General features: G+C 69.4%; 22 protein-coding genes. 8 read left to right on the top strand and 14 right to left on the bottom strand.

All coding sequences use genetic code 11. The features are described from left to right. Positions 1-90: 90 nt before the first annotated feature. The 3 genes from mreC (at position 91) to mrdA (ending at position 3,715) form a co-directional block, all read left to right on the top strand. A complete protein-coding gene (gene mreC, locus FHY06_RS16890) occupies positions 91-1,050 on the top strand; it encodes a rod shape-determining protein MreC (protein WP_184605840.1) in 960 nt (319 codons plus the stop codon). Continuing rightward, positions 1,047-1,568 (top strand): rod shape-determining protein MreD, encoded by a 522-nt coding sequence (gene mreD, locus FHY06_RS16885; protein WP_019655414.1) that lies wholly within the window; start codon positions 1,047-1,049, stop codon positions 1,566-1,568. The genes mreC and mreD overlap by 4 nt, the downstream gene beginning before the upstream one ends. Before the next feature lie 176 nt (positions 1,569-1,744). Continuing rightward, the gene (gene mrdA / locus FHY06_RS16880; RefSeq protein ID WP_184605839.1) at positions 1,745-3,715 is read left to right on the top strand and encodes a penicillin-binding protein 2; all 1,971 of its coding nucleotides are present in this window, start codon (positions 1,745-1,747) and stop codon (positions 3,713-3,715) included. A gap of 42 nt (positions 3,716-3,757) precedes the next feature. Here mrdA and fahA read toward each other — a convergent pair whose 3' ends face one another. The 6 genes from fahA to FHY06_RS16850 form a co-directional block, all read right to left on the bottom strand. Then, positions 3,758-5,023, bottom strand: coding sequence for a fumarylacetoacetase (gene fahA / locus FHY06_RS16875; protein WP_184605838.1), 1,266 nt, complete (start codon positions 5,021-5,023; stop codon positions 3,758-3,760). Between the two features lie 138 nt (positions 5,024-5,161). Then, positions 5,162-6,127, bottom strand: a complete 966-nt coding sequence (locus FHY06_RS16870) for a Bug family tripartite tricarboxylate transporter substrate binding protein (RefSeq protein ID WP_184605837.1) — start codon at positions 6,125-6,127, stop codon at positions 5,162-5,164. Positions 6,128-6,225: 98 nt separating this feature from the next. Further along, positions 6,226-7,539, bottom strand: coding sequence for a homogentisate 1,2-dioxygenase (gene hmgA, locus FHY06_RS16865; RefSeq protein ID WP_019655418.1), 1,314 nt, complete (start codon positions 7,537-7,539; stop codon positions 6,226-6,228). A gap of 148 nt (positions 7,540-7,687) precedes the next feature. After that, positions 7,688-7,885, bottom strand: coding sequence for a DUF2783 domain-containing protein (locus FHY06_RS16860; protein WP_019655419.1), 198 nt, complete (start codon positions 7,883-7,885; stop codon positions 7,688-7,690). A 19-nt stretch (positions 7,886-7,904) separates the two neighbouring features. Further along, the gene (locus tag FHY06_RS16855; RefSeq protein ID WP_184605836.1) at positions 7,905-9,548 is read right to left on the bottom strand and encodes an FAD-dependent oxidoreductase; all 1,644 of its coding nucleotides are present in this window, start codon (positions 9,546-9,548) and stop codon (positions 7,905-7,907) included. A gap of 137 nt (positions 9,549-9,685) precedes the next feature. Then, a complete protein-coding gene (locus tag FHY06_RS16850; RefSeq protein WP_019655421.1) occupies positions 9,686-10,645 on the bottom strand; it encodes an MBL fold metallo-hydrolase in 960 nt (319 codons plus the stop codon). 145 nt (positions 10,646-10,790) lie between these two features. Here FHY06_RS16850 and FHY06_RS16845 point away from each other — a divergent pair, with 145 nt between their 5' ends. Then, positions 10,791-11,663, top strand: a complete 873-nt coding sequence (locus FHY06_RS16845; protein WP_184605835.1) for an IclR family transcriptional regulator — start codon at positions 10,791-10,793, stop codon at positions 11,661-11,663. After that, a complete protein-coding gene (locus FHY06_RS16840; protein WP_260310481.1) occupies positions 11,663-12,421 on the top strand; it encodes an SIR2 family NAD-dependent protein deacylase in 759 nt (252 codons plus the stop codon). The genes FHY06_RS16845 and FHY06_RS16840 overlap by 1 nt, the downstream gene beginning before the upstream one ends. Before the next feature lie 7 nt (positions 12,422-12,428). Here FHY06_RS16840 and FHY06_RS16835 read toward each other — a convergent pair whose 3' ends face one another. The 6 genes from FHY06_RS16835 to FHY06_RS16810 all read right to left on the bottom strand — a co-directional run bounded on the left by FHY06_RS16835 (position 12,429) and on the right by FHY06_RS16810 (position 17,577). Beyond that, a complete protein-coding gene (locus tag FHY06_RS16835; RefSeq protein WP_019655424.1) occupies positions 12,429-12,650 on the bottom strand; it encodes a hypothetical protein in 222 nt (73 codons plus the stop codon). A 36-nt stretch (positions 12,651-12,686) separates the two neighbouring features. After that, positions 12,687-13,352, bottom strand: a complete 666-nt coding sequence (locus tag FHY06_RS16830; protein ID WP_019655425.1) for an ABC-type transport auxiliary lipoprotein family protein — start codon at positions 13,350-13,352, stop codon at positions 12,687-12,689. A gap of 27 nt (positions 13,353-13,379) precedes the next feature. Further along, complete coding sequence (locus FHY06_RS16825) at positions 13,380-14,339, bottom strand: MlaD family protein (RefSeq protein WP_184605833.1); 960 nt, start codon at positions 14,337-14,339, stop codon at positions 13,380-13,382. Positions 14,340-14,348: 9 nt separating this feature from the next. Further along, positions 14,349-15,173 carry an ABC transporter ATP-binding protein gene (locus tag FHY06_RS16820; RefSeq protein WP_019655427.1) on the bottom strand — a complete coding sequence of 275 codons (825 nt, stop codon included), beginning with the start codon at positions 15,171-15,173 and terminating at the stop codon, positions 14,349-14,351. Between the two features lie 163 nt (positions 15,174-15,336). Beyond that, on the bottom strand, positions 15,337-16,503 hold the full coding sequence (locus tag FHY06_RS16815) for an MlaE family ABC transporter permease (protein ID WP_019655428.1): 1,167 nt from the start codon (positions 16,501-16,503) through the stop codon (positions 15,337-15,339). A 144-nt stretch (positions 16,504-16,647) separates the two neighbouring features. Further along, positions 16,648-17,577 (bottom strand): LysR family transcriptional regulator, encoded by a 930-nt coding sequence (locus FHY06_RS16810; RefSeq protein ID WP_184605832.1) that lies wholly within the window; start codon positions 17,575-17,577, stop codon positions 16,648-16,650. 120 nt (positions 17,578-17,697) lie between these two features. Here FHY06_RS16810 and FHY06_RS16805 point away from each other — a divergent pair, with 120 nt between their 5' ends. Beyond that, a complete protein-coding gene (locus tag FHY06_RS16805; protein ID WP_132751917.1) occupies positions 17,698-19,206 on the top strand; it encodes a CoA-acylating methylmalonate-semialdehyde dehydrogenase in 1,509 nt (502 codons plus the stop codon). Positions 19,207-19,375: 169 nt separating this feature from the next. Next, positions 19,376-21,004: a GMC family oxidoreductase gene (locus tag FHY06_RS16800; protein WP_184605831.1), complete on the top strand. Its 1,629-nt coding sequence runs from the start codon at positions 19,376-19,378 to the stop codon at positions 21,002-21,004. 6 nt (positions 21,005-21,010) lie between these two features. On the opposite strand, the gene tetR is transcribed toward FHY06_RS16800, so the two are convergent. Next, positions 21,011-21,685, bottom strand: coding sequence for a tetracycline resistance transcriptional repressor TetR (tetR, locus tag FHY06_RS16795; RefSeq protein WP_019655432.1), 675 nt, complete (start codon positions 21,683-21,685; stop codon positions 21,011-21,013). 96 nt (positions 21,686-21,781) lie between these two features. On the opposite strand from tetR, the gene tet reads away from it, so the two are divergent. Then, the gene (gene tet / locus FHY06_RS16790) at positions 21,782-23,002 is read left to right on the top strand and encodes a Tet(A)/Tet(B)/Tet(C) family tetracycline efflux MFS transporter (protein WP_184605830.1); all 1,221 of its coding nucleotides are present in this window, start codon (positions 21,782-21,784) and stop codon (positions 23,000-23,002) included. Between the two features lie 121 nt (positions 23,003-23,123). Here the strand turns inward: tet and FHY06_RS16785 are convergent, their stop codons facing one another. Continuing rightward, positions 23,124-24,173, bottom strand: a complete 1,050-nt coding sequence (locus FHY06_RS16785; protein ID WP_126184101.1) for an ABC transporter substrate-binding protein — start codon at positions 24,171-24,173, stop codon at positions 23,124-23,126. Between the last annotated feature and the right edge of the window lie 6 nt (positions 24,174-24,179).

Here is a 24,179-nt window from a genome sequence, read left to right as displayed (position 1 = left end):
AAGCCGGTTCCGCGGTATTCCTGGCATCGTCATGTGTTAATTTCTTGTGCCGTAACTCGCGCAAGGCGCGGTGAAAACTAGGCCGAATTCATGCCCCTGGGCACGCTCGATCGCACAGCGCCACCCCTGTTCAACCAGGGCCAGTCGGCACTCAGCAAGCTGATCTTCTTCGGCGCGCTCTCCCTGTTCCTCATGGTGGCCGACGCGCGCTTCCACATCGTGCAGCCGATCCGCGCGGCCATCGGGGCCGTGCTCTATCCGGTGCAGTGGGTGGCGCTGAAGCCGGTGCAGGCGGTGCTCGGCGGCGGGCGCTACTTCGAGGACCTGCAGACTGCCCAGCGCAACGAGGACGACGCCCGCAAGGCGCTGATCGCGCAGGCGGAGCGCGCCGCGCAGGCCGACACCCTGGCGCAGGACAACGCGCGCCTGCGCGAGCTGCTCGAGCTGCGCCAGACCACCACCACGCCCGGGCGCGCGGCCGAGGTGCTCTACGACGCGGCCGACCCCTACACCCGCAAGATCGTCGTCGACCAGGGCATGGCCCAGGGCGTGCAGCCCGGTTCGCCGGTGATCGACGCGCGCGGCGTGCTCGGGCAGGTCACGCAGGTGCTGCCCTTCACGAGCGAGGTCACGCTGGTGATCGACCGCGACCTTTCCATTCCCGTGCAGAACACCCGCACCGGCGTGCGCAGCGTGGCCTTCGGCGACGCCTCGGCGCACGGCGGCGGGCTGGAGCTTCGCTTCATGGCCGCCAACGCCGACCTGCAGGAGGGCGACCTGCTCTCCACCAGCGGCGTCGACGGCATCTACCCCGCCGGCCTGCCGGTGGCGAAGATCGAGCGCATCGAGCGGCGCGCCGATTCCGCCTTCGCCCGCATCTACTGTGTGCCGCTGGCCCATGTGACGGCCGCGCGCTACGTGCTGGTGCTCGAACCCACGGGCACGCCTGCCGCGCCGCCGCCCGCGCAGTCCACCGTGACCCAGCGCAAGCGCCCCGAGGGCAAGCCGGGCGCGGGCAAGAACGAGAAGAAGCCGGGAGCACGCCCATGATCAAGCGTCCAGGCCAGCAGCAGCTGCTGCTGCCCGTCAGCCCCGTCTTCATGTGGAGCAGCCTCGTGGTGGCGCTGCTCATCAACATGATCCCGATCGGCCGCGCCGTCTGGATGCCCGACCTGCTGGCGCTGGTGATCGTGTTCTGGGGCGTGCACCAGCCCGCGCGCGTGGGCATCGGCGCGGCCTTCGTGTTCGGCCTGTGCATGGACGTGCACCAGTCGTCGATGCTGGGCCAGCATGCGCTGTCCTACACCACGCTGGGCTTCTTCGCGATCACCATCCACCGGCGGCTGCTGTGGTATCCGGTGGCCTCGCAGGCGCTGCAGGTGCTGCCGCTCTTCGCGCTCTCGCAGCTGATCGAAGTGGTCACGCGGATGATCGGCGGCGGCGTGTTCCCGGGCTGGACGGTGCTGGCATCGCCGGCCATCGAGGCGGCGCTGTGGCCCCTGGCGACCGCGCTGTTGCTGGCCCCTCAACGCCGCACCCCCGAACCGGACGAGAACCGTCCGCTATGAGTTCTCCCCCAGGCTCCGTGCACTTCGTGTCGCTTCGCCAACCCCTTCGCCGGGGGCAACACCGGCGGCCGGGCAAAGCCCGTTCCGCGGTGTCCCCCAGTCAATCCGTCCCGCTTTCGTGCGGCATTCGGCTCCCATTTGCCTTCGCACCTGCACGCGCCTAAGCTCCCATCGCCATGACCGAAATCCGCAACGTCGCCGCCGATCTCGCGCGCTTCAAGCGCCGCGTCATCGTCATCGGCCTGGCGGTGCTCTTCGCATTCGGGCTGCTGTGCGCGCGGCTGGTCTACCTGCAGGTCACGCGCCACGAGGACCTGGCCGAGCAGGCCGAGAGCAACCGCACGGCGGTGGTGCCGGTGGTGCCGAACCGGGGGCTCATCCTCGATCGCAACGGCATCGTGCTGGCCTCCAACTACTCGGCCTACACGCTGGAGATCACGCCCTCGAAGGTGGGCGATGTCGAGGAAACCATCGACAGCCTCACGCAGGTGCTGGAGATCTCGCCGCGCGACCGCCGCCGCTTCAAGCGCCTGCGCGAGGACTCGCGCAGCTTCGACTCCATCCCGATCCGCACCCGCCTGAGCGACGAGGAAGTCGCCCGCTTCGCTGCCCAGCGCTACCGCTTCCCGGGCGTGGAGATCAAGGCGCGCCTGTTCCGCAACTACCCGCAGGGCGAGCTCGCCTCGCACGTGCTGGGCTACATCGGCCGCATCAACCAGCGCGAGAAGACCGCGATGGAGGACTGGGACGAGGAGGACCAGGCCAACTACAAGGGCACTGACTACATCGGCAAGCTCGGCATCGAACAGAGCTACGAGAAGACGCTGCACGGCCAGACCGGCGTGGAGCAGATGGAGACTTCCGCCGGCGGCCGCGCCGTGCGCCGCCTCGCCAGCCATCCGGCCACGCCGGGCAACACGGTCATGCTGTCGCTCGACATCAAGCTGCAGAAGCTGGTGGAGGACATGTACGGAGACCGCCGCGGCGCGCTGGTGGCCATCGACCCCAAGACCGGCGAGATCCTCGCCTTCGTGAGCAAGCCCACCTTCGACCCGAACCTCTTCGTCGAAGGCATCGACAACGAGAGCTGGGCGGCGCTCACCGAGTCCATCGACAAGCCGCTGCTGAACCGCGCCCTGCGCGGCACCTACCCGCCGGGCTCCACCTACAAGCCCTTCATGGCGCTGGCGGCGCTGCAGACCGGCAAGCGCGGCCCCAGCGTGGTGGTGAACGACCCGGGCTACTTCAACTTCGGCGGCCACCGCTTCGGCAGTCCCGAAGGCAACCTGGGCGGCGTCGACATGCGCCGCTCGATCCAGCTGTCGAGCAACATCTACTACTACTCGCTGGCCAACGAGATGGGCGTGGACATGATCCACGACTTCATGAAGCCGCTGGGCTTCGGCCAGATCACTGGCATCGACCTCGGCGGCGAGGTGCGCGGCGTGCTGCCCAGCACCGAGTGGAAGCGCAACACCTACAAGCGCCCCGAGCAGAAGAAGTGGTACGCGGGCGAGACCATCTCGCTGGGCATCGGCCAGGGCTACAACAACTTCACCATGCTGCAGCTGGCGCAGGCCACCGCCACCATCGCCAATGGCGGCCTCAAGCACAAGCCCCACCTCGCGCTGGCCACGCGCGACACCGTCAGCGGCAGCGTGATGCCCCTGCCGCAGCCCGCCGCGGAGAACCTGGGCTTCACGGCCGCCAACATCGCGGTGATCCGCGAGGGCCTGACGAGCGTGGTCACCAGCGGCACTGCGCGCGGCGTGTTCGCAGGCGCGAGCTACCAGGCGGCCGGCAAGACGGGTACGGCGCAGGCCGTGTCGATGGGCCAGAACACCAAGTACAACGCGCGCGCGCTCGAGGAGCACCAGCGGGACCACGCCCTGTTCATGGCCTACGCGCCGGTGAACGACCCGAAGATCGCCCTGGCGGTGATCGTGGAGAACGCAGGCTGGGGCGCCGGCGCGGCCGCGCCCATCGCGCGCCGGGTGTTCGACTACTGGCTCGCCGACCAATACCCGAGCGAGGCCGACATGGCCGCCATCAAGATCGGCAAGGCGACCGCGCCGATCGGCAAGCCGCGCGTGGCGAGCGAGGTGGCCTGGCCGGCTGCGTCGACCACGCCCGCCACCGCGCCCTGATGTCTTGCTCCCTCTCCCCTTGGGGAGAGGAAAAAAAGCCCCTCAGACGACGGTGCCGGAAACCTCGCCCAGCCCGATCCGCACCGCGCCCAGGCGCTCGCAATACCCGCGGATCACCAGCGTGTCGCCGTCTTCCAGGAAGGTGCGCTTCTCGCCGTTCGGCAGCGTGATCGGCTGCTTGCCGCCCTGCGTCAGCTCGATCAGCGAGCCTGCCTCGTCGGGCTTCGGGCCCGAGAGCGTGCCCGAGCCCAGCATGTCGCCCGGCTGCAGGTTGCAGCCGTTCACCGTGTGGTGCGCGACGAGCTGCGCGGCGGTCCAGTAGGCGGCTTCGGCGACGCTGCCGCGCGTGAGGCGCACGGGCGCCACGCCCTCGGTGCGCATCTTCGCGGTCTGCAGCAGCACCTCGACCGTGATGTCGAGCGCGCCGCTCTCGCGGTTGGCGGCCGAGTCGAGATACGGCAGCGGCTGCGGGTCGCCCGCGGGGCGTTCGAACTTCGAGCGGAAGGGCGCCAGCGCCTCCATCGTCACGAGCCACGGCGACAGCGTGCTTGCGAAGTTCTTCGACAGGAAGGGGCCGAGCGGCTGGTATTCCCAGGCCTGCAGGTCGCGTGCCGACCAGTCGTTGAGCAGCGTCACGCCGAACAGGTGCTCCTCGGCGTCGGCGATGGCGATGGGTTCGCCCTGCGCGTTGCCGCGGCCGATGAAGAAGCCCAGCTCCAGCTCGTAGTCCAGCCGCTTCGACGGCCCGAATGTCGGCTCGGCCGCGTCGGGCGCCTTGGTCTGGCCGTTCGGGCGCTTGAAGACCTGGCCGCTCACGCCGATGGACGAGGCACGGCCGTGGTAGCCGATGGGCACCCACTTGTAGTTGGGCATCAGCGGCTGGTCGGGGCGGAACAGCTTGCCGATGGTGGTCGCGTGGTGGATGCCCGTGTAGAAGTCGGTGTAGTCGCCGATGCGGCAGGGCACGGTCATCTCGGCCTCGGCCTGCGGCAGCAGCGCCTTCGACCAGGCGGCCTGCCTGTCGCTGCCTTCGGCGAGGCCGGCGGAGATGGCGGCGCGCAGCGCCTGGCGTTCCTTCGTGCCGGCGTTCATCAGCACGTTCATGTCGTCGGTGTCGATCAGGCCCGTGGCGCGCAGGTCCAGCACCTGGTCGCCGATGGCGACGCCGATGCGGAAGTCTTCGCTGCTGCCGGCGGTGCGGAAGCGGCCGAAGGGCAGGTTCTGGATCGGGAAGTCGGTGCCGGCCTCGTTGGCCGATGCGACCCAGCTGCGCAGCTTCGGGTCATGGGTGGCGTTCAGTGCGGTCATGGGTGTCTTTCAAGTAGATGTTCAGAAGAGTCCGGACTTTTTCAGGGAACACCGCGGAACCGGCTTCGCCGCGCCGCAGGTGTCGCCCCCGGAAGGGGGTTGGCGGCCACACGAAGTGGGCGAGCCTGGGGGCGAGCTTCACTCCGCGGTCATGCCCGCTTTCTTGGCGACTTCGCCGAGGCGCTTGTATTCGGTCTCGGTCAGCGTCGCGAGCTCCTGCGCGGTCGAGCCGCGCGGGGAGAAGCCGGCCTGCGCCAGCTTGGCCTTCACGTCGGGAATCGCGAGCGCTTCCACGAAAGCCTCGTTCAGTGCCTTCACGACCGGCGCCGGCAGCTTCGCCGGCCCGTACACGCCGAACCACGGCTCCAGCGCGTAGCCCTTCAGGCCCGCCTCGGCCATGGTCGGCACGTCGGGCAGCGAGGGAGAGCGCGTCGGGCCCGCCACCGCCAGCGCGCGCAGCTTGCCGGCCTGGATGTGCGGCAGCGAGGCCGGCAGGTTGTCGAACATCACGCCGATGTTGTTGCCCAGCATGTCGGTGATGGCCGGGCCGCTGCCCTTGTAGGCGACGTGCACGAGCTCGGTGCCGGTCATCTGCGCGAACATCACGCCCGCCAGGTTCATCGAGGTGCCGGCGCCCGCGGTGGCGTAGGGCAGGCCTGGGTTCTTCTTCGCGGCGGCGATCAGGTCGGGCACCGACTTGATGGCCGAAGCCGCCGGCACCTCGAGCACGATGGTCGACGTGCCCAGCAGGCTGATGGCGGTGAAGTCCTTGCGCGGATCGAAGGCCATCGACTTGTAGATGTGCGGGTTCAGCGCATTGGTCGAGATCGCGCCGAAGCCGATGGTGTAGCCGTCGGGCGCGGCCTTGGCCACCGCATCCATGCCGATGTTGCCGCCCGCGCCGCCGCGGTTGTCGATCAGCACCGGCTGGCCCAGCTTCTCCGACACCTTCTGGCCCACGGTGCGCGCCACCAGGTCGGTGGTGCCGCCGGGGGTGTAGGGCACGATGAAGCGGATGGGCTTTGAGGGGAAGTCCGCAGCAAACGCTGTGACCGGCGAAACGAGCGTGACGCTCGCGGCAACGGCGAGCGAAGCGAAGACCATTCGGGAGACACCGCGGAACCGGCTTTGCCGGGCCGCTGGTGTCGCCCCCTCGAGGGGGGATTCGGCTACACGAAGTGAGCAAGAAACGGGGGTGGGCTTCATTTCTTGAATTGATCCTTGAGGCCGGCCCAGCAGTCGGCGTAGTCGGTGTCCAGCGCCGGGCTCTTCAGCGCGAAGTTCGTCGGGATGAAGCGGTAGCGGCTCTCGAACATGAAGGCCAGCGTGTTGTCCAGCTTGTGCGGCTTCAGGTCGGCGTGGGTGGCCTTGTCGAAGGCTTCCTCGTCGGGGCCGTGGGGCACCATGCAGTTGTGCAGGCTCGCGCCGCCGGGCTTGAAGCCGCCCGGCTTGGCGTCGTACTCGCCCAGCACCAGGCCCATGAACTCGCTCATGAGGTTGCGGTGGAACCACGGCGGACGGAAGGTGTTCTCCATCACCATCCAGCGCGGCGGGAAGATCACGAAGTCGCAGTTGGCCGTGCCGGGCGTGTCGCTGGGCGAGGTCAGCACGGTGAAGATCGACGGATCGGGATGGTCGAAGCTGATGGAGCCGATCACCATGAAGTGAGCCGTGTCGTACTTCACCGGCGAGAGGTTGCCGTGCCAGGCCACCACGTTGAAGGGCGACTGCTTCATCGGCGCCTGCCAGAAGCGGCCGCCGAACTTCTTGACGATCTCGTAGCCGCCTTCTTCCGTCTCGAAGGCCGCCACCGGCGCCTGGAAGTCGCGTGCATTGGCCAGGCCGTTCGAGCCGATGGGGCCCAGCTCCGGCAGGCGGAAGTGCGCGCCGTAGTTCTCGCAGACGTAGCCGCGCGAGAGGCCGTCGGGCAGCGCCACCTTGAAGGCCATGCCGCGGGGCAGCACGGCGATCTCGCCGGGCTTCACGTCGAGCACGCCCAGCTCGGTGGTGATGACGAGGCGGCCCTGCTGCGGCACCACCAGCATCTCGCCGTCGGCGTTGACGAAGGCGCGGCGCTCCATCGAGCGGCCCGCCAGGTACATCAGCGAGCCCACGCCCGTCTGCGCCTCGGCGTCGCCGTTGGCCGCGATGGTGCGCATGCCGTCGATGAAGTCGGCCTTGGCGGCCGCTTCGTCCAGCGGCTGCGGGTGCCAGCGCAGGGGCTCGGGCGGCAGCGCGATCTCGCGGTCGGCGCCGGTGGTCCACAGCGGCTGCGCATACGGCTGGTAGCGGCCCGAGACCACCGAGGGCTGGCGGCGATACAGCCATGTGCGGCGGTTCTCGTGGCGCGGCGCGGTGAAGGCGGTGCCGGAGATCAGCTCGGTGTACAGGTCGAAAGGCCCGCGCTGCGGGTTGTTGCGGCCCTGCGGCAGTGCGCCGGGCACGGCCTCGGAGGCGTATTCGTTGCCGAAGCCGCTCTGGTAGCGGCGCTCGGTGGAGGAGGTTGCGGCGGTCATTGGGTCCTCATGGATTGACTTGAATTGGGGAGGAAGGCGGGCTCGGGACGCAGAGGGCGCGAAGGTTTCGCAAAGGACGCAGAAGGAATTGCAAAGACTTCCTTTGCCTTTTCACGCTCCCGGCGTCTGGCTGTCCGCATTCGTCTGCCTACCTGGCAGCCGCGAGCGCTTCGCGCAGCACGGCCAGCGAGCCGATGTGGTTGGCCAGCACCAGCACGAGGCGCGCGTTGTAGGCGTTGCTCTCTTCCGTGCTCAGGCCCTGGTGCGCGTCGATCAGCGCCTCGTAGAAATCGTCGGGCGCCTCGAGGTGCGCTTCGGTGATCAGCTTGGGGTTGGATGCGGTCATGGGGTCGTTCCCATCAGTGTCAGTGTTTGCCGAGCGCGCGATCGACGGCGCTGCGCACCTGCGCCGCCGAAGGGGCGCGCCAGCGCGCGCACACGTGTTGGTCGGGACGCAGCAGGTACACGGTGCCGGGCCGGGCGTCGTAGCGCTGCGCGGCGAGCTCGCTGCCTCGGGCGCCGTCTTCCATGCGCACCACGTGCAGCGGCCGGTCGCTGGCGCTCAGCTCGGCCAGGCTGCGCTCTGCCGCCTCGCCCTGGCCGAACACCAGCGCGGTGAACTGCTCGACATGGCATTCGCGCAGCAGCCAGCCCGTACTGCCGTCCGCGTGCACCACGGGCGCGTCGGCCGCGGCTGCGCCGGGCACCATCGCGCCCGCGAAGGCGTCGGCGTCGGCGTCGGGCGTATTCAGCGGCGAGTCGCGCAGCACCGAGGGCACCGAGAGCCGGCCGCTGTTGACCAGCGTGCGTGCGAAGGCGTGGCGCTTCGTCAACTCGAGCACCGCGTCGCGGAAGAGGCGGCTCACCTCGCTCTTGGGCGTGATGAAGTCGGTGGCGCGGGTGGAGTTGCGGATGTTCTCGTCGGCGGCGTATTCGCGCTCGCTGGCGTAGCTGTCGAGCAGCGCATCGGGCGCCTGGCCCTGCACCACGGCGGCGAGCTTCCAGGCGAGGTTGTCGGCGTCCTGCACGCCCGAATTGGCGCCGCGCGCGCCGAAGGGCGACACGCCGTGGGCCGAGTCGCCCGCGAACAGCACGTGGCCATGGCGGAAGCGCTCCATGCGCTGGCAGGCGAAGGTGTAGACGCTGGCCCAGCCGATCCGGAACTGCACGCCTTCGAAGCCGATGCTGTCGAGCAGGGCGCGCACGCGCGGCGTGATGTTCTCGGGCTTGCGCTCCTCCACCGGGTCGGCGTCCCAGCCGAGCTGGAAGTCCACGCGCCACATGCCGTCGGCCTGCTTGTGCAGCAGCACGCTCTGGCCGGGGTGGAACGACGGGTCGAACCAGAAGCGCCGCTCGGTGGGCAGGTCGGCGTCCATCGTGATGTCGGCGATCAGGAAGCGGTCGCGGAACACGCGGCCCTTGGCCTCCAGGCCCAGCATCTGGCGCATGTTGGAGCGCGAGCCGTCGCAGGCGGCCACGTAGTCCGCCTGCAGCCTGTAGCTTCCCTCGGGCGTCTCCACCGTCAGCACTGCGCCGTCGTCGCCCTGCTCGATGCCGGTGACCTTGTTGTTCCAGCGCAGGTCGACCAGCGGCAGCGCCGCCGCGCGCTCGACGAGGTAGCCCTCGACGTAGTACTGCTGCAGGTTGATGAAGGCCGGGCGCTCGTGGCCGGGCTCGGGCAGCAGGTCGAAGCGGTAGACCTGCTCGTCGTGGAAGAACACCTTGCCCACGTTCCACGACACGCCCTTGTCGACCATGCGGTCGCCGCAGCCCAGGCGGTCGAACACCTCCAGCGTGCGCTTGGCGAAGCAGATCGCGCGCGAGCCGCTCGAGAGGGTGTTGTCGTTGTCCAGCAGCACCACGGGCACCTGCCGCAATGCAAGGTCGATGGCCAGCGTGAGGCCCACCGGGCCGGCGCCGACGATCACGACGGGGTGGTGCGCCGGTGCCGCCGCGTCCTGGTCGGCGTGGCGCCTGTAGTCGAAGCGCAGGCTCTGATAGTCGATCACGTACTTGTCTCCGTGTCTTGGGTCTTCGCTCCTTCCCTCGCTGGGGGAAGGCCGGGATGGGGGCAAGCTGCCGTCACTTCGGGCGCTCTGCCTGCCCCCACCCCAACCCTCCCCCAGAGGGGGAGGGCGCAGTTCGATCAGCCTTCGAGGGCCTTCCACATCTCGACGTCGCGCTCGGCCGTCCAGATGCGCGGGTCGGCGTGGCCCGAGGCCTCGTCGTAGGCGCGGCTCACGTCGAAGGGCATGCAGTGGTCGAAGATCACCCACTTGCTGTACTTGGGCTGCAGCTTCGCGTAGGTCTCCTTGTAGACCGCGTTCAGGTCGCGCCCGGCCTTCACGCCTTCCTGCACGCTGGCGTAGACGTCGGAGATGAAGTCGCGCGTGCCCGTCAGGCCCTCGGCCACTTCGGCCGGCGTGGTCAGCGCGGCGCCGCGGCCGGGCACCAGCGCCACGGGCTTGAGCGCGGCGATGTTGTCCAGCGTCTGCGGCCAGTCCTTGAAGTAGGCGTCGCCCGCGTACGGCGTGGCGCCGAACTCGACCAGGTCGCCCGACAGCAGCGTGCGTTCCTGCGGCAGCCAGACGACGGTGTCGCCCTTGGTGTGGCCGCGGCCGAGCTGGATCAGCTGCACTTCGAGCTTGCCCAGCCACAGGGTCATCTTGCCGGTGAAGGTCATGGTGGGCCAGGTCAGGCCCGGCGGCACGGTCTCGACGTTCTGGAACAGGCGCGGGAAGCGGCCGATCTCGCTGGCCTTGTCCTGCTCGCCCCGTTCGACGATCAGGTCGCGCGTGTCCTGGCTGGCCAGGATGTGCTCGGCCCCGTAGCCCGCCGCGCCCAGCACGCGCACCGCGTGGTAGTGGGTCAGCACCACGTACTTGATGGGCTTGTCGGTCACCTCGCGGATGCGGCGCACCACGTCGGCCGCCATGGCGGGGGTGGCCTGGGTGTCGGCCACCAGCACGCAGTCGTCGCCGATCACGATGCCGGTGTTGGGGTCGCCCTCGGCGGTGTAGGCCCAGGCATGTTCCGAGATCTGGCTGAAGGTGACCTTCTTCTCTTCCATGTCGGCCTGGCTGGCGAATTTCTTGGCTTGGCTCATCGGGTGTCTCCGTCGGTGGGTGGAATCTTGAAATTCGTCTAAGTCGAACGAATTCGCAGTTAACGAATGACCGCAGTGTAAGCCGCAGATCAGTTAATGTCTAATCCCTTCTTCATGAACGAACGACCAGAAGGCGAGGCCGGCCATGGCAGCCAGTGACAGCGACCGCGCCCAGCGCGGCATCCAGAGCATCGAAGTCGGCGGCCAGCTGCTGCGCGCACTGGTGCATCACGGCCGGCCCATGGCGCTGAAGGACCTGGCGCGCGAGGCCGACATGACGGCGGCCAAGGCGCATCCGTACATGGTCAGCTTCGGGCGTCTGGGCCTCATCGAGCAGGACCGCGCCAGCGGCCACTATCTGCTCGGCCCGCTCGCCTTGCAACTGGGCCTCATCAGCCTGCAGCAGGCCGACCCGGTGCACATCGCCACGCCGATGATCGGCCAGCTCGCGCAGCAGATCGGCCATACCGTGGCACTGGCCGTCTGGGGCGCGCGCGGCGCGACCATCGTGCGCACGGCCGAGTCGCCCTCGCCGGTGCACGTGAACATGCGGCACGGCACGGTGTTCTCGCTGACCAACACCGCCTCGGGCCGCGTCTTTGCCACCTACCTCGATGCCGATGTGGTGCGCAGCCTGCTCGAGGAAGAGCGCCAGCGCCAGAAGCAGCGCAAGGGCGGCGAGCCGCAGCCGCCCGCGGGCATGCCGCCGGTGCAGCCGCTGCCTTCATGGAGCGACTTCGAGCGCCAGCTGCAGGAAGTGCGCGACCACGGCATCAGCCGTTCCGACGGCGAGGTCATCGAGGGCGTCAGCGCCATGGCCGCGCCCGTCTTCGACCACACTGGCGCCATCGTGCTGGCCGTCACCGCCATCGGCCCGGCCGGCATCTTCGACACCGCGTGGGACGGCCAGATCGCCCGCGCGCTCAAGGCCTGCGCCGACACGGTGTCGCAGCGGCTCGGCGCCTCGCCGGTGCAGGCGGCCGCGGCCGGAGCCAGTTCCCCAAGACCAGAGCGATGATGCCAGTCACAACATATATCCCTTCTTCCGCTTCTCCCATCCACGCGGCCATCGAGCTGCTTTGCAATGCCCGGCGCATCGTCGTGTTCTCGGGCGCCGGCCTGTCGCGCGCCTCGGGCATTCCCACCTACCGCGATGCCGACGGACTGTGGAAGAGCCAGAACGCGCTGCAGTTCTCCCACGCCGAGGACCTGCAGCGCGACCCGTCGGGCTTCACGAAGTTCTGGGCGCAGCGCCTGTCGACGATCGAGTCGGCGCAGCCGAACCCGGGCCACGCCGCGCTCGCGCTGCTGCAGCGGCTGCGCCCTGCGACCCGGCTGGTCACGCAGAACGTCGACGGCCTGCTGACGCTGGCCGGCGGCCAGGACGTGCTGGAGTTGCACGGCTCGCTGCGCCGCTGGCGCTGCGACCGCTGCGGCAACCGAAGCGGCCCCTGGCCCTTCCACCGCTGCCTGCGCTGCGGCGCGCACGCGCGGCCCGACGTGGTGATGTTCGGCGAGATGCTGAATGCCGGCGTGCTGCTCGACGCGCAGGTGGCGGCGCAGGAGTGCGATCTGTTCATGGTGGTGGGCAGCACCACCATCGTCCACCCGGCGGCCGAACTGCCGCAGACCGCGCTCGCGCACGGCGCGCGCCTCATCACGCTGAACCTGGAGCCGCTGCCGCACCTGGACGACGCGGCGGCCGTGGTGCTGCGCGGTGCTTCCGAAGACCTGCTGCCGCAGTTGCTGGCCGGGCTGTCGGGCCAGCGGGCCTGAAGGGGGCTCAGCCCTTCCGGCCGCCCAGCAGCACCAGCGCCCCGCCCACCACGATCACCGCCACGCCGGCCCACACCGGCAGGTTGACCGTTTCCTTCTCCTTCACCGAGAACTCCAGCGGCCCCAGCTTGGCCTGGTGGGTTTCCTTGGTGAAGCTGAAGCTGCCCAGGGCCAATGCGGCGATGCCGGCCACGATCAGCAGGATGCCGACGATGCGGGTTGCGTTCATGGGACGATGCTCCTTCCTTCCGTGCGGTGCCGCAGGTTACTGCCGCGGCTGTTGCTGCTGCAACTGGTCGACCCACTGCACCACCTCGGCCACGGCCGCGTCGCTGGCGGAGATGAGCGCCTTCACGCCGCCGGGCGCGTCGGCGCTGGGCGCGGGGCGGCGCACGGTGAACAGGCGCTGGCCCAGCACGCGGTCGCCGGCGGCGGTGCTGCGCACGAGCGTGGCGCGCAGCCGCACCAGGCCCACGCTGGCGCTCGCGGATTCGAAGTAGTGGCTGAACTCGTCCAGCGAGATGCGCAGCGTGTCCGGCGCCTGGCCCCGGCCGCGCGAGATGGTGGCCGCCTCTTCGGGGCCGAGCACCATGCGGCGCTCCGAGAGCGTGTCGCGCAGCCGCTGGCGCAGCAGCTGCGAGGGCGGCAGGCTCCAGCGCGACTGGCCGTAGGGCCGCAGTTCGTTGGCGTCGGCATAGCCCAGGCGATAGAGGATCTGCGTGCCGTCGAGGCGGGAATTGCTCTCGAACTCGGCCAGCGACAGCGTCGGGAGCGTGGCCGCCGCGGGTGCCGCGGCAGGCATCGCCGGGCCGGGGCCGAAGTCGTAGAGCGTGGCGCGCGCGGGCTTGTCGGGCAGCGCGCCGCAGCCGGCGGCCAGCAGCAGGGCGCAGCCGAGCGCGAGGGCGGCAGGGGTCTTGCGAATGGCGTTCATGGTCGGTGATCCTCCCTTCGTCGGGAATCAGGGCCGCGTCGCGGCCGGCGCCTGGAAGCCCGGTTCGCCGGGGCCCGCAGCCGCGCCGCCGTTGCCGAACAGCAGCGATTGCGGGTTGTCGTTGATGCTGTCCGCCGCGCGGCCCAGCCGGCGCACCGCGTGCGAGGTGTCGTCGGCCACGCGGTTCACGCGCGGCAGCGTGGCGGCGTTGAACGAATCGACCGCCTGCGCCAGCGCCTTGGTGCCGTCGCTCAGCCGTTCGACCGGGCCATCGGGTGCGTTCAGGCGGCCCACGGTGGTGTTGAAGTTGTTGGCCACGCGCGAGACGTCGCCGGCGGCCTTCTTCACCGAGGCCAGTGCGTCTGGCATCTTCGAGAGCGCCGGGTTCAGGCCGGTCTTCACCGTGTTGTCGAGCGTCTGGAGCAGCGTGTTGGCGCTGGCCGAGGCGGCTGCGATGTTCTCCAGCGCATCGGCGGCGCGCTTCTGGTTGGGGTCGCTCAGCAGCTGGTTGGCGCGCTTGGTCACTTCCTCGACCTGGTTGATGATGGCCTCGCCGCGGTCCTGCAGCTGCGCCAGCATCGAGGGCTTGAGCGGGATGCGCGGCGGGTCGTCGTTGTTGGGCTTGAGCGAGACGGTCGATTCGCCCTTGTCGTCCAGCGCGATGAAGGCCAGGCCGGTCACGCCCTGGTAGCTCAGCGTGGCGAAGCTGGAGGTGGTGAGCGGCACGCGCTCGTCGACCGTGATGCGCACGCGCACGTTGCCCTTGACCTTCGGGTCGAAGTCGATCGACGCCACCTTGCCCACCGCGATGCCGCGGTAGCGCACCATGGCCTGCGGCTGCAGGCCGCTGACCGCGTCGCGGGTGGAGAGCTCGTAGATGTTGCGCACGGTGTTGTCGCGCGTGAACCAGACCACCAGCGCGACGAGCGCGGCGATCAGTCCGAGCACGAAGGCGCCGGCGGCGAGGGCGTGGGCCTTGTTTTCCATGGTGGCTACCTACCTTTCAGCGGCCCGCTCGGGGGCCGGCTTGTCATGCAGCGCTTCGAGGGCGCGCTGGCCGCGCCCGCCGAGAAAGTATTCGTGGATGAAGGGATGCGGATACGCGATGACCTCGCGCGCCGCGCCGGTGACGATCACCTTCTGGTCGGCCAGCACCGCGATGCGGGTGCTCAGGTCGAAGAGGGTGTCCAGGTCGTGCGTGACCATCACCACCGTGAGGCCCAGCTCGCGGTGCAGGCCGCGCAGCAGGTTGCAGAAGCTGTCGGAGGCCTCGGGGTCGAGGCCGGCCGTGGGTTCGTCCAGCAGCAGCAGCGGCGGGTCCATGATGAGCGCGCGTGCCAGCGCCACGCGCTTGATCATGCCGCCCGAAAGATCGGCCGGGCTCTTGTTGGCGTGCTGCGGGCCCAGGCCCACCATCTGCAGCTTCACCAGCGCCGCGTGGCGGATGAGCTCGTCGGGCAGGAGCTTCAGCTCGCGCAGCGGAAAGGCGATGTTCTCCAGCACGCTGAAGGCCGAGAACAGCGCCCCGTGCTGGAACAGCATGCCCACGTTGGCCGCGCCCGAGGCGCTGAGCTCGCCGGGCTCCTGGCCCAGCACCTCGACATGGCCGCGCGTGGGTTTCTCCAGTCCGAGGATCTGGCGCAGCAGCACCGTCTTGCCCGTGCCCGATCCGCCCACCAGCGAGAGCACCTCGCCGCGGTCGATGTGCAGTTGCAGGTCGCGGTGCACCACCTGCTCGCCGTCGGGACTCTCGAACACGGTCCAAAGGCCGCGGATGTCCACCACGGTGGGGTCGGTGTCGGGGCGCACGGGCATGCTCATGCGGCTGATCCATTTCGCCAGCGAGGTGCGCGATACGTGAACACCGCATGGCCGAGGCCAGGGACACCGCGGAACCGGCTTTGCCGGGCCGCGGGTGTCGCGCCCGGCGAGGGGGTTGGCGAAGCGACGCGAAGTGCGCGAAGACTGGGGGAGCAGGTCATGTTCATGCACGGAAGCCGATGCCCTTGAAGAGCACGGCGAACAATGCGTCGACCAGGATCACCGCGGTGATCGACGTGACGACCGACGAGGTCGTGCCGCGCCCGAGACTCTCGGTGTTCGGCTTCACCTTCATGCCGAAGTGGCAGCCGATCAGCGCGATCAGGATGCCGAACACCGCCGACTTGGCCATCGCCAGCCACAGGTTCGAGATCGGCACCGCGCGCGGCAGGGCCGAAAGGAAGTAGGCCGGCGAGATGTCGAGCGCCGCGTCGGCAGCGAGCATGCCGCCCGCGAGCGCGGCCATCGAGGTCCACAGGCTGATCAGCGGCATCGCGATGGCCAGCGCCAGCACGCGCGGCATCACCAGGCGAAAGCCGTGCGGGATGCCCATCACCCGCATCGCGTCGAGCTCCTCGGTCACGCGCATCACGCCGATCTGCGCCGTGATGGCCGAGCCCGACCTGCCGGCGATCAGCACGGCCGCCAGCACCGGCCCCAGCTCGCGGATCAGCGAGAGCCCGAGGATGTTCACCACGAAGGTCTCGGCGCCGTACTGGCGCAGCTGCTGCGAGATCAGGTAGGCCAGCACCACGCCGATCAGCAGGCCGACCAGCGCCGTGATGTGCAGCGCCGTGGCACCGAACTGGTAGAGGTGCCCGGAGAAATCGCGCCACGGCCCGCGGTGCGGCGCGCGCGCCAGCCGGCACAGGTCGAGCGCGAGCTGCCCGACCAGCGCGGTGAAGTCGCGCACCACGTACATGAGCCGCGGCCCGTTGTGCGAGAACGCGCGGATGCGGTCGCTCAGCGTGGGCGCGGGCTCGTCGGGCGTGGCGACGGTGTGCTGCGCCACGTGATCGAGCACGGCCTTGTGCTGCGGCGACAGCTCGATGGTCGCGGGCCACTCGTGGCGCCAGTGGTCCCACAGGAGCTGCGCGCCGATGTGGTCGAGCTGCTCGACGGGCCGGAGGTCCCAGGCGCGGTCGTCGGCGGGCGGGGCCGCCTTCAGGCTGTCGGCCAGCGCCTGCCACGCCGCCTTGGACGACATCGCCAGCGTGGTCCACCGGCCGCTGGCCACCGTCCATTGGCGGCCGTCCTGCTCGCGCTGCGCGACGCGGGGCCACGCGCTGTCGGCGGCGGAGGCGTCGGCAGGCGATGGGGCGGGAGACATGGCGGGATGAAGAATGAGGCGGGTGAGCGGAAAAGTTAACAAAACCCGGGCCGGGTGCGCGCATCGTAACCGCGTGCATCCGAGGTCAAGGTACGCCAGACCCTTCGTTCGCGTAGGGCACCACGCCGTTTCTTCATGTTTCCTTCAGGGTGCGAAGCCATTGGACAGGGCTTCGCGCAGCCAGGCCACGAAGGCCGTCACCGCCTGAGGCACGTGCGTGGCGTAGGGCCGTATGGCGTACAGGCGCTCGCCGAAGGCGCCCACCGAGCGCCACTGCGGCAGCACCTGCTGCAGCTTGCCCGACTGCAGCGCCGACTGCGCGCTGAAGTCGGGCACCAGTGCGATGCCCAGGCCGCTGAGCGCCGCGTCGCGCAGCGCCTCGCTGTTGTTGGCCACCAGCGGACCCGAGACCGGCACCGTGATGCGCGGCGCCGAAGACCTGGTCTCGAAGTGCCAGGTCGGCGTTTCCTGCGCGCGCGGGTAGTGCAGGCAGTCGTGGCCGGCCAGGGCCTGGGGCTCGCGCGGCGTGCCGCGGCGGCGCAGGTAGGCGCGGCTGGCCACCAGCATCGAGCGGGTCTCGCACAGCGTCCAGGCCACGTGCGTGTCGGGCGGGGCGGCGGTGTGGCGGATGGCGAGGTCGAAGCCCTCCATCGCGAGCGAGCTGAGCCGGTCGGACAGGTCGAGCTCGATGCGCACCTCGGGCTGCGCGCGCAGGAAATCGGCCAGCCTGGGCACCAGCTGCTGGCGCGCGAAGGCCACAGGCGCCGTCACCCGCACCAGCCCGCGCGGCACGCCCGCGAGGTCGCGCACGCCGGCGAAGCTGTGAGCGATCTGCTCGAAGGGGCCGCGCATGTCGTCCACCAGCCGCTGGCCGGCCTCGGTGAGCCGCACGCTGCGCGTGGTGCGCTGCACCAATGGCGCGCCGGCCGCGCGCTCGAGTTCGGCGATGCGCTGGCTCATGGCCGCCTTGCTCACGCCCAGGCGCAGCGCGGCGGCGGTGAAGCTGCCCTGCTGCGCCAGCACGGTGAGCCAGTGCAGGTGGGTCCAGAGCGACTCGATATTTTGGGGTTTCATGCCTGCATTGTTCGCCATTGCGAACAATAAGTTCAAGCATCGTGACTAGGCGAGGAACAACGCGCTGCCTAAACTGGCCGCATTCTTCCTCCGGACACAGCCTCCATCAGGGTTCTCCCCATGCCTACCTCCATCGACCACTTCATCGCCGGCAAGCTCGCCGCCAACACCTCCGGCCGCACGCAGGACGTGACCAACCCCGCCACCGGCGCCGTCACCGGCAAGGTCGGCCTGGCCAATGCAGACCAGGTCGGCGCCGCCGTCGCCGCCGCGCAGGCCGCCTTCCCGGCCTGGGCCGACACGCCGCCGATCCGCCGTGCGCGCGTGATGTTCAAGTTCCTGCAGCTGCTCAACGAGCACAAGGACGAACTCGCCCACATGATCACTGCCGAGCACGGCAAGGTCTTCACCGACGCGCAGGGCGAAGTCAGCCGCGGCATCGACATCGTCGAATTCGCCTGCGGCATTCCGCAGCTGCTCAAGGGCGACTACACCGACCAGGTCAGCACCGGCATCGACAACTGGACGCTGCGCCAGCCCCTGGGCGTGGTCGCCGGCATCACGCCCTTCAACTTCCCGGTGATGGTGCCGATGTGGATGTTCCCGGTGGCCATCGCCGCGGGCAACACCTTCGTGCTCAAGCCCAGCCCGACCGACCCGACGCCCTCGCTGCGCATCGCCGAGCTGCTGAAGGAAGCCGGCCTGCCCGACGGCGTGTTCAACGTGGTGCAGGGCGACAAGGCGGCGGTCGACGCACTGCTGGAGCACCCCGACGTCAAGGCCATCAGCTTCGTCGGCTCCACGCCCATCGCCAACTACATCTACGAGACCGGCGCCCGCCACGGCAAGCGCGTGCAGGCCCTGGGTGGCGCGAAGAACCACATGGTGGTGATGCCCGACGCCGACATCGACCAGACCGTGGATGCGCTGATCGGCTCGGGCTACGGCTCGGCCGGCGAGCGCTGCATGGCCATCAGCGTGGCGGTGCTGGTGGGCGACGTGGCCGACAAGATCATTCCCAAGCTCGTCGAGCGCACGAAGACGCTGAAGGTGCTCAACGGCGAGAACCTCGCGGCCGAGATGGGCCCGATCGTCACCCGCGCCGCGCACGAGCGCATCACCGGCTACATCGACCTGGGCGAGAAGGAAGGCGCGAAGCTCTTGGTCGATGGCCGCAAGTTCGACGGCAACACCGCCGGCGAAGGCTGCGGCGACGGCTTCTGGATGGGCGGCACGCTGTTCGACAACGTCACGCCCGAGATGCGCATCTACAAGGAAGAGATCTTCGGCCCGGTGCTGAGCTGCGTGCGCGTGGCCAACTTCAAGGACGCGATCGACCTCGTCAACGCGCACGAGTTCGGCAACGGCGTGAGCTGCTTCACCCGCGACGGCAACGTGGCGCGCGAGTTCAGCCGTCGCATCCAGGTGGGCATGGTCGGCATCAACGTGCCGATCCCGGTGCCCATGGCCTGGCACGGCTTCGGCGGCTGGAAGCGTTCGCTTTTCGGCGACATGCACGCCTACGGCGAAGAGGGCGTGCGCTTCTACACGAAGCAGAAGTCGGTGATGCAGCGCTGGCCCGAGAGCATCGGCAAGGGCGCCGAGTTCGTGATGCCCACGGCAAAATAAGTCCACCCCCGACTCTCGCGCACTTCGTGTCGCTCGCATCCCCCCTCGAGGGGGCGCTCCCTGCGGCCCGGCGGAGCCGGTTCCGCGGGAGCACTGGTACTGACGGATAAATGGCAACGGTGCACTGGGCGCCGTATGCAGACAAGAACGAGCAGAAGGAGACAACCACTTGAGCGAGACCACCTTCGACTATGTCGTCATCGGCGCCGGCACCGCCGGCTCGCTCATGGCGAACCGCCTGAGCGCCGACAAGAATCGGCGCGTGCTGCTCATCGAGGCGGGCCGCAAGGACGACTACCACTGGATCCACATCCCGGTCGGCTATCTCTACTGCATCGGCAACCCGCGCACCGACTGGCTCTACAGCACCGAGCCCGACGCGGGCCTCAACGGCCGGGTGCTGCGCTATCCGCGCGGCAAGACGCTGGGTGGCTGCTCCAGCATCAACGGCATGATCTACATGCGCGGCCAGTCGCGCGACTACGAGCACTGGGCCGACCTCACCGGCGACGACGGCTGGCGCTGGCAGAACGTGCTGCCGGCCTTCAAGAAGCACGAAGACCATTACCTGGGCGCCGACGAGATGCATGGCGCGGGCGGCGAGTGGCGCGTCGAGAAGCAGCGCCTGCGCTGGGACATCCTCGACGCTTTCGCCGCGGCCGCGGAGCAGGCCGGCGTGCCGCACTCCACCGACTTCAACCGCGGCAACAACGAGGGCGTGGGCTACTTCCAGGTCAACCAGAAGAACGGCTGGCGCTGGAACACCGCCAAGGCCTTCCTGCGCCCGACCTGCTACGGCAGGCCCAACTTCGAGCTCTGGACCGGCGCGCAGGTCTCGCGCCTGCTCTTCGAGACGCAGCCCGACGGCACGCGCCGGTGCACCGGCGCCGAGGTGTGGAACGGCAGCGAGAAGGTCACGGTGCGCGCCACGCGCGAGGTGGTGCTGAGCGCCGGCGCCATCGGCTCGCCGCAGATCCTACAGCTCTCGGGCGTGGGCCCTTCCGAGCTGCTGAGGCAGCACGGCATCGACGTGGTGCTCGACGCGCCCGGCGTGGGCGCCAACCTGCAGGACCATCTGCAGATCCGCGCCGTCTACAAGATCGCGGGCGCACCCACGCTCAACGTGATGGCCTCGTCGATGATCGGCAAGGCCAAGATCGGCCTCGAATACGTGCTCAAGCGCAGCGGCCCGATGAGCATGGCGCCGTCGCAGCTCGGCGCCTTCACGCGCAGCTCGCCCGATCGCGAATGGCCCAACCTGCAGTACCACGTGCAGCCGCTGTCGCTCGACGCCTTCGGCGATCCGCTGCACAGCTTTCCGGCCTTCACCGCGAGCGTGTGCAACCTCAACCCGACGAGCCGGGGCTCGGTGCGCATCCGCAGCAACCGCTTCGAGGACGCCCCGGCCATCGCGCCCAACTACCTGAGCACCGACGAAGACCGCAAGGTGGCGGCCGAGTCGCTGCGCGTCACGCGCCGCATCGCGCAGCAGCCCGCGCTCGCCAAGTACAAGCCCGAGGAATGGAAACCCGGCGTGCAGTACCAGACCGACGAGGACCTGGCGCGCCTGGCCGGCGACATCGCCACCACCATCTTCCATCCGGTGGGCACCACCAAGATGGGCGCCGACAACGACCCGGCGGCGGTGCTCGATTCGCGCCTGCGCGTGCGCGGCGTGCAGGGCCTGCGCGTGGTGGATGCGGGCGCGATGCCCACCATCACCAGCGGCAACACCAACAGCCCGACGCTCATGATGGCCGAGAAGGCCGCCGGCTGGATCGTCGAGGACAACCGCTGAGCGGCTTCAGCGACGCGGTGCTGCGGGCGGCTTGTCCGCCATCGCGCGGCGGCGCGCGGCCGGGGCATTGCCCGCCATGCGCGCCTTCGCGCCTTCCAGCATGAGGTCGACGCCGATCTCGAACAGCGCGTCGGGCCCCGCCTTGCGGTAGTTGGCGAAGGCCTCGGCCAGCAGCGGGCGCGAGGCCGCGGCGGCGTCGAGCGCCTGCTGCTGCTCGGCCGCGTCGGGCGGCGTCGCCTGCTGTTCCAGCACGCAGCCCACGGTGTAGCGGCCCAGGGCGATCAGCAGCGTCATCGCCTGCGGCGCGGGCAGGCCCAGGCGGACCACGGAGGCGAGCTGCGCCTCGACCATGTCGAGGTCGGCCGGATCGGGCTCCGAGCCCGCATGCAGCCGCGCGCCGTCGCGCCGCGCCAGCAGCGCACGGCGGAAGCTGCGCGCGTTCTCGCGCAGGAAGGCGTCCCAGGTCTCGCCGGGCTCCGGCAGCTTGCGTTCGTGGGTGCGGCGCAGGATCTCGCCGTTCATCGCATCGAGCAGCGCACGCTTGTTCTTGAAGTGCCAGTACAGCGCGGGCTGCTGCACGCCGAGCCGCTCGGCCAGGAGCCGCGTGCTGAGCTTGTCCATTCCCACCTCGTCGAGCAGCGTGAGGGCTGTCTCGAGGATCACTTCGCGGTCCAGTTTCATTCTTCCGATGTGCGCGCGTGCGTGCGTGTGTGTGCCGATGTCGATCGGGGAGGGTACTTCACGCCCCAGGAATTTATCGCTGATAATCCCTTATCGATGATAAATTCAGACGCATTTCCAAACCCCCTCGCGAGCGGTCGCCATGCGCAGGCCGTGATCCTCGCGATCGTCACGCTCGACGCGATCGGCATCAGCCTGGTCATGCCGATCGTGCCCAGCCTGCTGCGCGAAGTCGGCCACACGGGCGACCTCGGCTGGCGCTTCGGCGCATTCCTCTCGCTCTACGCGCTGATGCAGTTCCTCTGCGCGCCGGTGCTCGGTGCGCTCAGCGACCGCTTCGGCCGCCGTCCGGTGCTGCTGGTCTCGGTGGCGGGCGCGGCCGTCGACGCGCTCTTCATGGCCTTCGCGCCCTCGCTGTGGATGCTGTTCGTGGGCCGCGCGATCGCCGGCATGACGGGCGCGAACATGGCGGTGGCTTCCGCCGCCATCGCCGACCTCACGCCCGAGAACCAGCGCGCGCGCTGGTTCGGCCGCATGGGCGCGTGCTTCGGCATCGGCTTCATCGCAGGGCCGGCGCTCGGCGGCGTGCTCGGCGACCACGGCGTGCGGCTGCCGTTCATCGCCGCCGCCGTGCTCAACGGACTGACCTTCCTCGCGGCCCTGCTGCTGCTGCTGCGCGAGTCGCGCCCCGCGAAGCTCGCCACGCAGCCCTTCGACCGAGGCGTGCTGCATCCGCTCGCGCCGCTGCGCTGGGCGAAGAGCTTTCCCGCGTTGCTGCCCATCCTCGGCGTGTTCACGGTGCTGATGCTGGTGGGCGAGGTCGCCGGCACGACCTGGGTGCTCTACGGCGAAGACAAGTTCGCGTGGAACGGCACCATGGTCGGCGTCTCGCTCGCGGTCTTCGGCCTGATCCAGGCGCTGATGCAGGGCTTCGTGGCGGGGCCGCTGGTCGAGCGCTGGGGCGAGCGCGCGGCCATCGCCATCGGCACCGCGGCCGACTGCACCGCCTATGCGCTGCTGGCCTTCGCCACGCAGGGCTGGATGGCGCTCGCGCTGCTGCCGCTGCTTTGCATGGGCGGCATCGGCGCGCCCGCGCTGCAGTCGATGCTCTCGGCCCGCGTGGGCGAGGCCGAGCAGGGACGGCTGCAGGGCGTGCTCGCGAGCCTGTCGAGCCTGGCCTCGGTGTTCGGACCGCTACTCATCAGCCAGCTCTACTTCGCCTTCCGCCTGCGCTTTCCCGGCATCGCGTGGCTGGCGGGCGCGGTGGTCTACCTGCTGTGCATGCCGGTGCTGCTGCGCAAGGCTCCCAGGACCTAGCTTGGCTTTGACCTCGGTGATGCCGGAAACACCGAGGAACCGGCTTTGCCGGGCCTGCGATGTTGCCCCCGGAAGAGGGTTGGCGAAGCGACACGAAGTGCGCGCAGCCTGGGGGCGAGCCTTATTTCTCGATGGTCTTGTTCCAGCGCGCGTTCCACGCCGGGCGGTTCGCGTTGATGCTTTCCCAATCGATGGTCACCGCGGTCTTCATCCACTTGTTGATGTCGGCCACCTGCGCCACGCCGTCGCCCACCACCGGCGCCTTCGGGTTGGTCGGGATCTGCGCGCCGTACTGCAGCACGTTGGCCTGCGCCAGCGGGCTCAGCAGGAACTCGGCGAGCTTCTGCGAGAGCTCGGGCTCGGTGTTATTGGCGATCACGCACTGGCCGACCATGAGCACCACCGCGCCTTCCTTGGGCGGCGCGTACTCGACCGGGATGCCCTTGCTCTTCATCGCGGCCACGGCCGTGGGCGTGAGCGGGAAGATCGCCGCCTCGCCGGTCTGCACCATCTCAGAGAGCTTGGCCGAGCTCGGGATGTACTCCAGCACGTTCGGCCCGATGGTGGTGGGCCAGGCCTTGAAGCCGGGCTCCACGTTCTTGTCGTTGCCGCCCTGGATGCGGTTGAACATCAGGAAGCCGTGCAGCCCGAAGGAGGACGACGACACCGACTGGAACACCACCTTGCCCTTGTACTTCGGGTCGGCCAGGTCCATCCACGAGGTGGGCGGCGCCCAGCCCTTCTCCTTGAACATCTTCGCGTTGTAGGCCAGGCCCGTCATGCCCAGGCTCACGCCGCTGGCCATGTCGTCCTTGAAGCGCGCGGCCGGGTAGATCTCTCCGAGCGACTGGCTGGGCTTCTGCTTCTGGCACAGGCCCATGCCGATGGCGCGCACCATCACGCCGTCGTCGAGGAACATCACGTGCATCTGCGGCTTGTCCTTGTTGGCCTGCGCCTTGGCGAGGATGTCGGACGAGGTGCCCGGCACCACCACCACCTTCGCGCCGTAGGCCTTCTCGAAGGCCGGGAAGACGTACTGCGTGTACGCCTTCTCCATCGTGCCGCCGTTCATGCCGATGTAGAGGGTCTTGGTCTGCGCACCGGCGATGCCGGCGGCCGCGAGCAGCGCGGCCAGCAGCGGAAGGGTTCTGATCGAGGACTTCTGGGACATGGCGAT

Source organism: Variovorax atrisoli (assembly GCF_014195185.1).
GTDB lineage: Bacteria > Pseudomonadota > Gammaproteobacteria > Burkholderiales > Burkholderiaceae_C > Variovorax > Variovorax atrisoli.
Note: the sequence above shows the minus strand (reverse complement) of the source record. Positions and strands in the feature narration are given on the sequence as shown.

Coding starts and splice junctions, on each gene's coding strand:
- hmgA (WP_019655418.1), bottom strand. CDS start 7,539: ATGACCGCCGCAACCTCCTCCACCGAGCGCCGCTACCAGAGCGGCTTC.
- fahA (WP_184605838.1), bottom strand. CDS start 5,023: ATGACCGCACTGAACGCCACCCATGACCCGAAGCTGCGCAGCTGGGTC.
- FHY06_RS16810 (WP_184605832.1), bottom strand. CDS start 17,577: ATGAAACCCCAAAATATCGAGTCGCTCTGGACCCACCTGCACTGGCTC.
- FHY06_RS16815 (WP_019655428.1), bottom strand. CDS start 16,503: ATGTCTCCCGCCCCATCGCCTGCCGACGCCTCCGCCGCCGACAGCGCG.
- FHY06_RS16805 (WP_132751917.1), top strand. CDS start 17,698: ATGCCTACCTCCATCGACCACTTCATCGCCGGCAAGCTCGCCGCCAAC.
- mreC (WP_184605840.1), top strand. CDS start 91: ATGCCCCTGGGCACGCTCGATCGCACAGCGCCACCCCTGTTCAACCAG.
- FHY06_RS16840 (WP_260310481.1), top strand. CDS start 11,663: ATGCCAGTCACAACATATATCCCTTCTTCCGCTTCTCCCATCCACGCG.
- FHY06_RS16785 (WP_126184101.1), bottom strand. CDS start 24,173: ATGTCCCAGAAGTCCTCGATCAGAACCCTTCCGCTGCTGGCCGCGCTG.
- FHY06_RS16820 (WP_019655427.1), bottom strand. CDS start 15,173: ATGAGCATGCCCGTGCGCCCCGACACCGACCCCACCGTGGTGGACATC.
- FHY06_RS16845 (WP_184605835.1), top strand. CDS start 10,791: ATGGCAGCCAGTGACAGCGACCGCGCCCAGCGCGGCATCCAGAGCATC.
- FHY06_RS16830 (WP_019655425.1), bottom strand. CDS start 13,352: ATGAACGCCATTCGCAAGACCCCTGCCGCCCTCGCGCTCGGCTGCGCC.
- FHY06_RS16835 (WP_019655424.1), bottom strand. CDS start 12,650: ATGAACGCAACCCGCATCGTCGGCATCCTGCTGATCGTGGCCGGCATC.
- FHY06_RS16860 (WP_019655419.1), bottom strand. CDS start 7,885: ATGACCGCATCCAACCCCAAGCTGATCACCGAAGCGCACCTCGAGGCG.
- FHY06_RS16870 (WP_184605837.1), bottom strand. CDS start 6,127: ATGGTCTTCGCTTCGCTCGCCGTTGCCGCGAGCGTCACGCTCGTTTCG.
- mrdA (WP_184605839.1), top strand. CDS start 1,745: ATGACCGAAATCCGCAACGTCGCCGCCGATCTCGCGCGCTTCAAGCGC.
- tetR (WP_019655432.1), bottom strand. CDS start 21,685: ATGAAACTGGACCGCGAAGTGATCCTCGAGACAGCCCTCACGCTGCTC.
- tet (WP_184605830.1), top strand. CDS start 21,782: ATGATAAATTCAGACGCATTTCCAAACCCCCTCGCGAGCGGTCGCCAT.
- FHY06_RS16825 (WP_184605833.1), bottom strand. CDS start 14,339: ATGGAAAACAAGGCCCACGCCCTCGCCGCCGGCGCCTTCGTGCTCGGA.
- mreD (WP_019655414.1), top strand. CDS start 1,047: ATGATCAAGCGTCCAGGCCAGCAGCAGCTGCTGCTGCCCGTCAGCCCC.
- FHY06_RS16850 (WP_019655421.1), bottom strand. CDS start 10,645: ATGAGCCAAGCCAAGAAATTCGCCAGCCAGGCCGACATGGAAGAGAAG.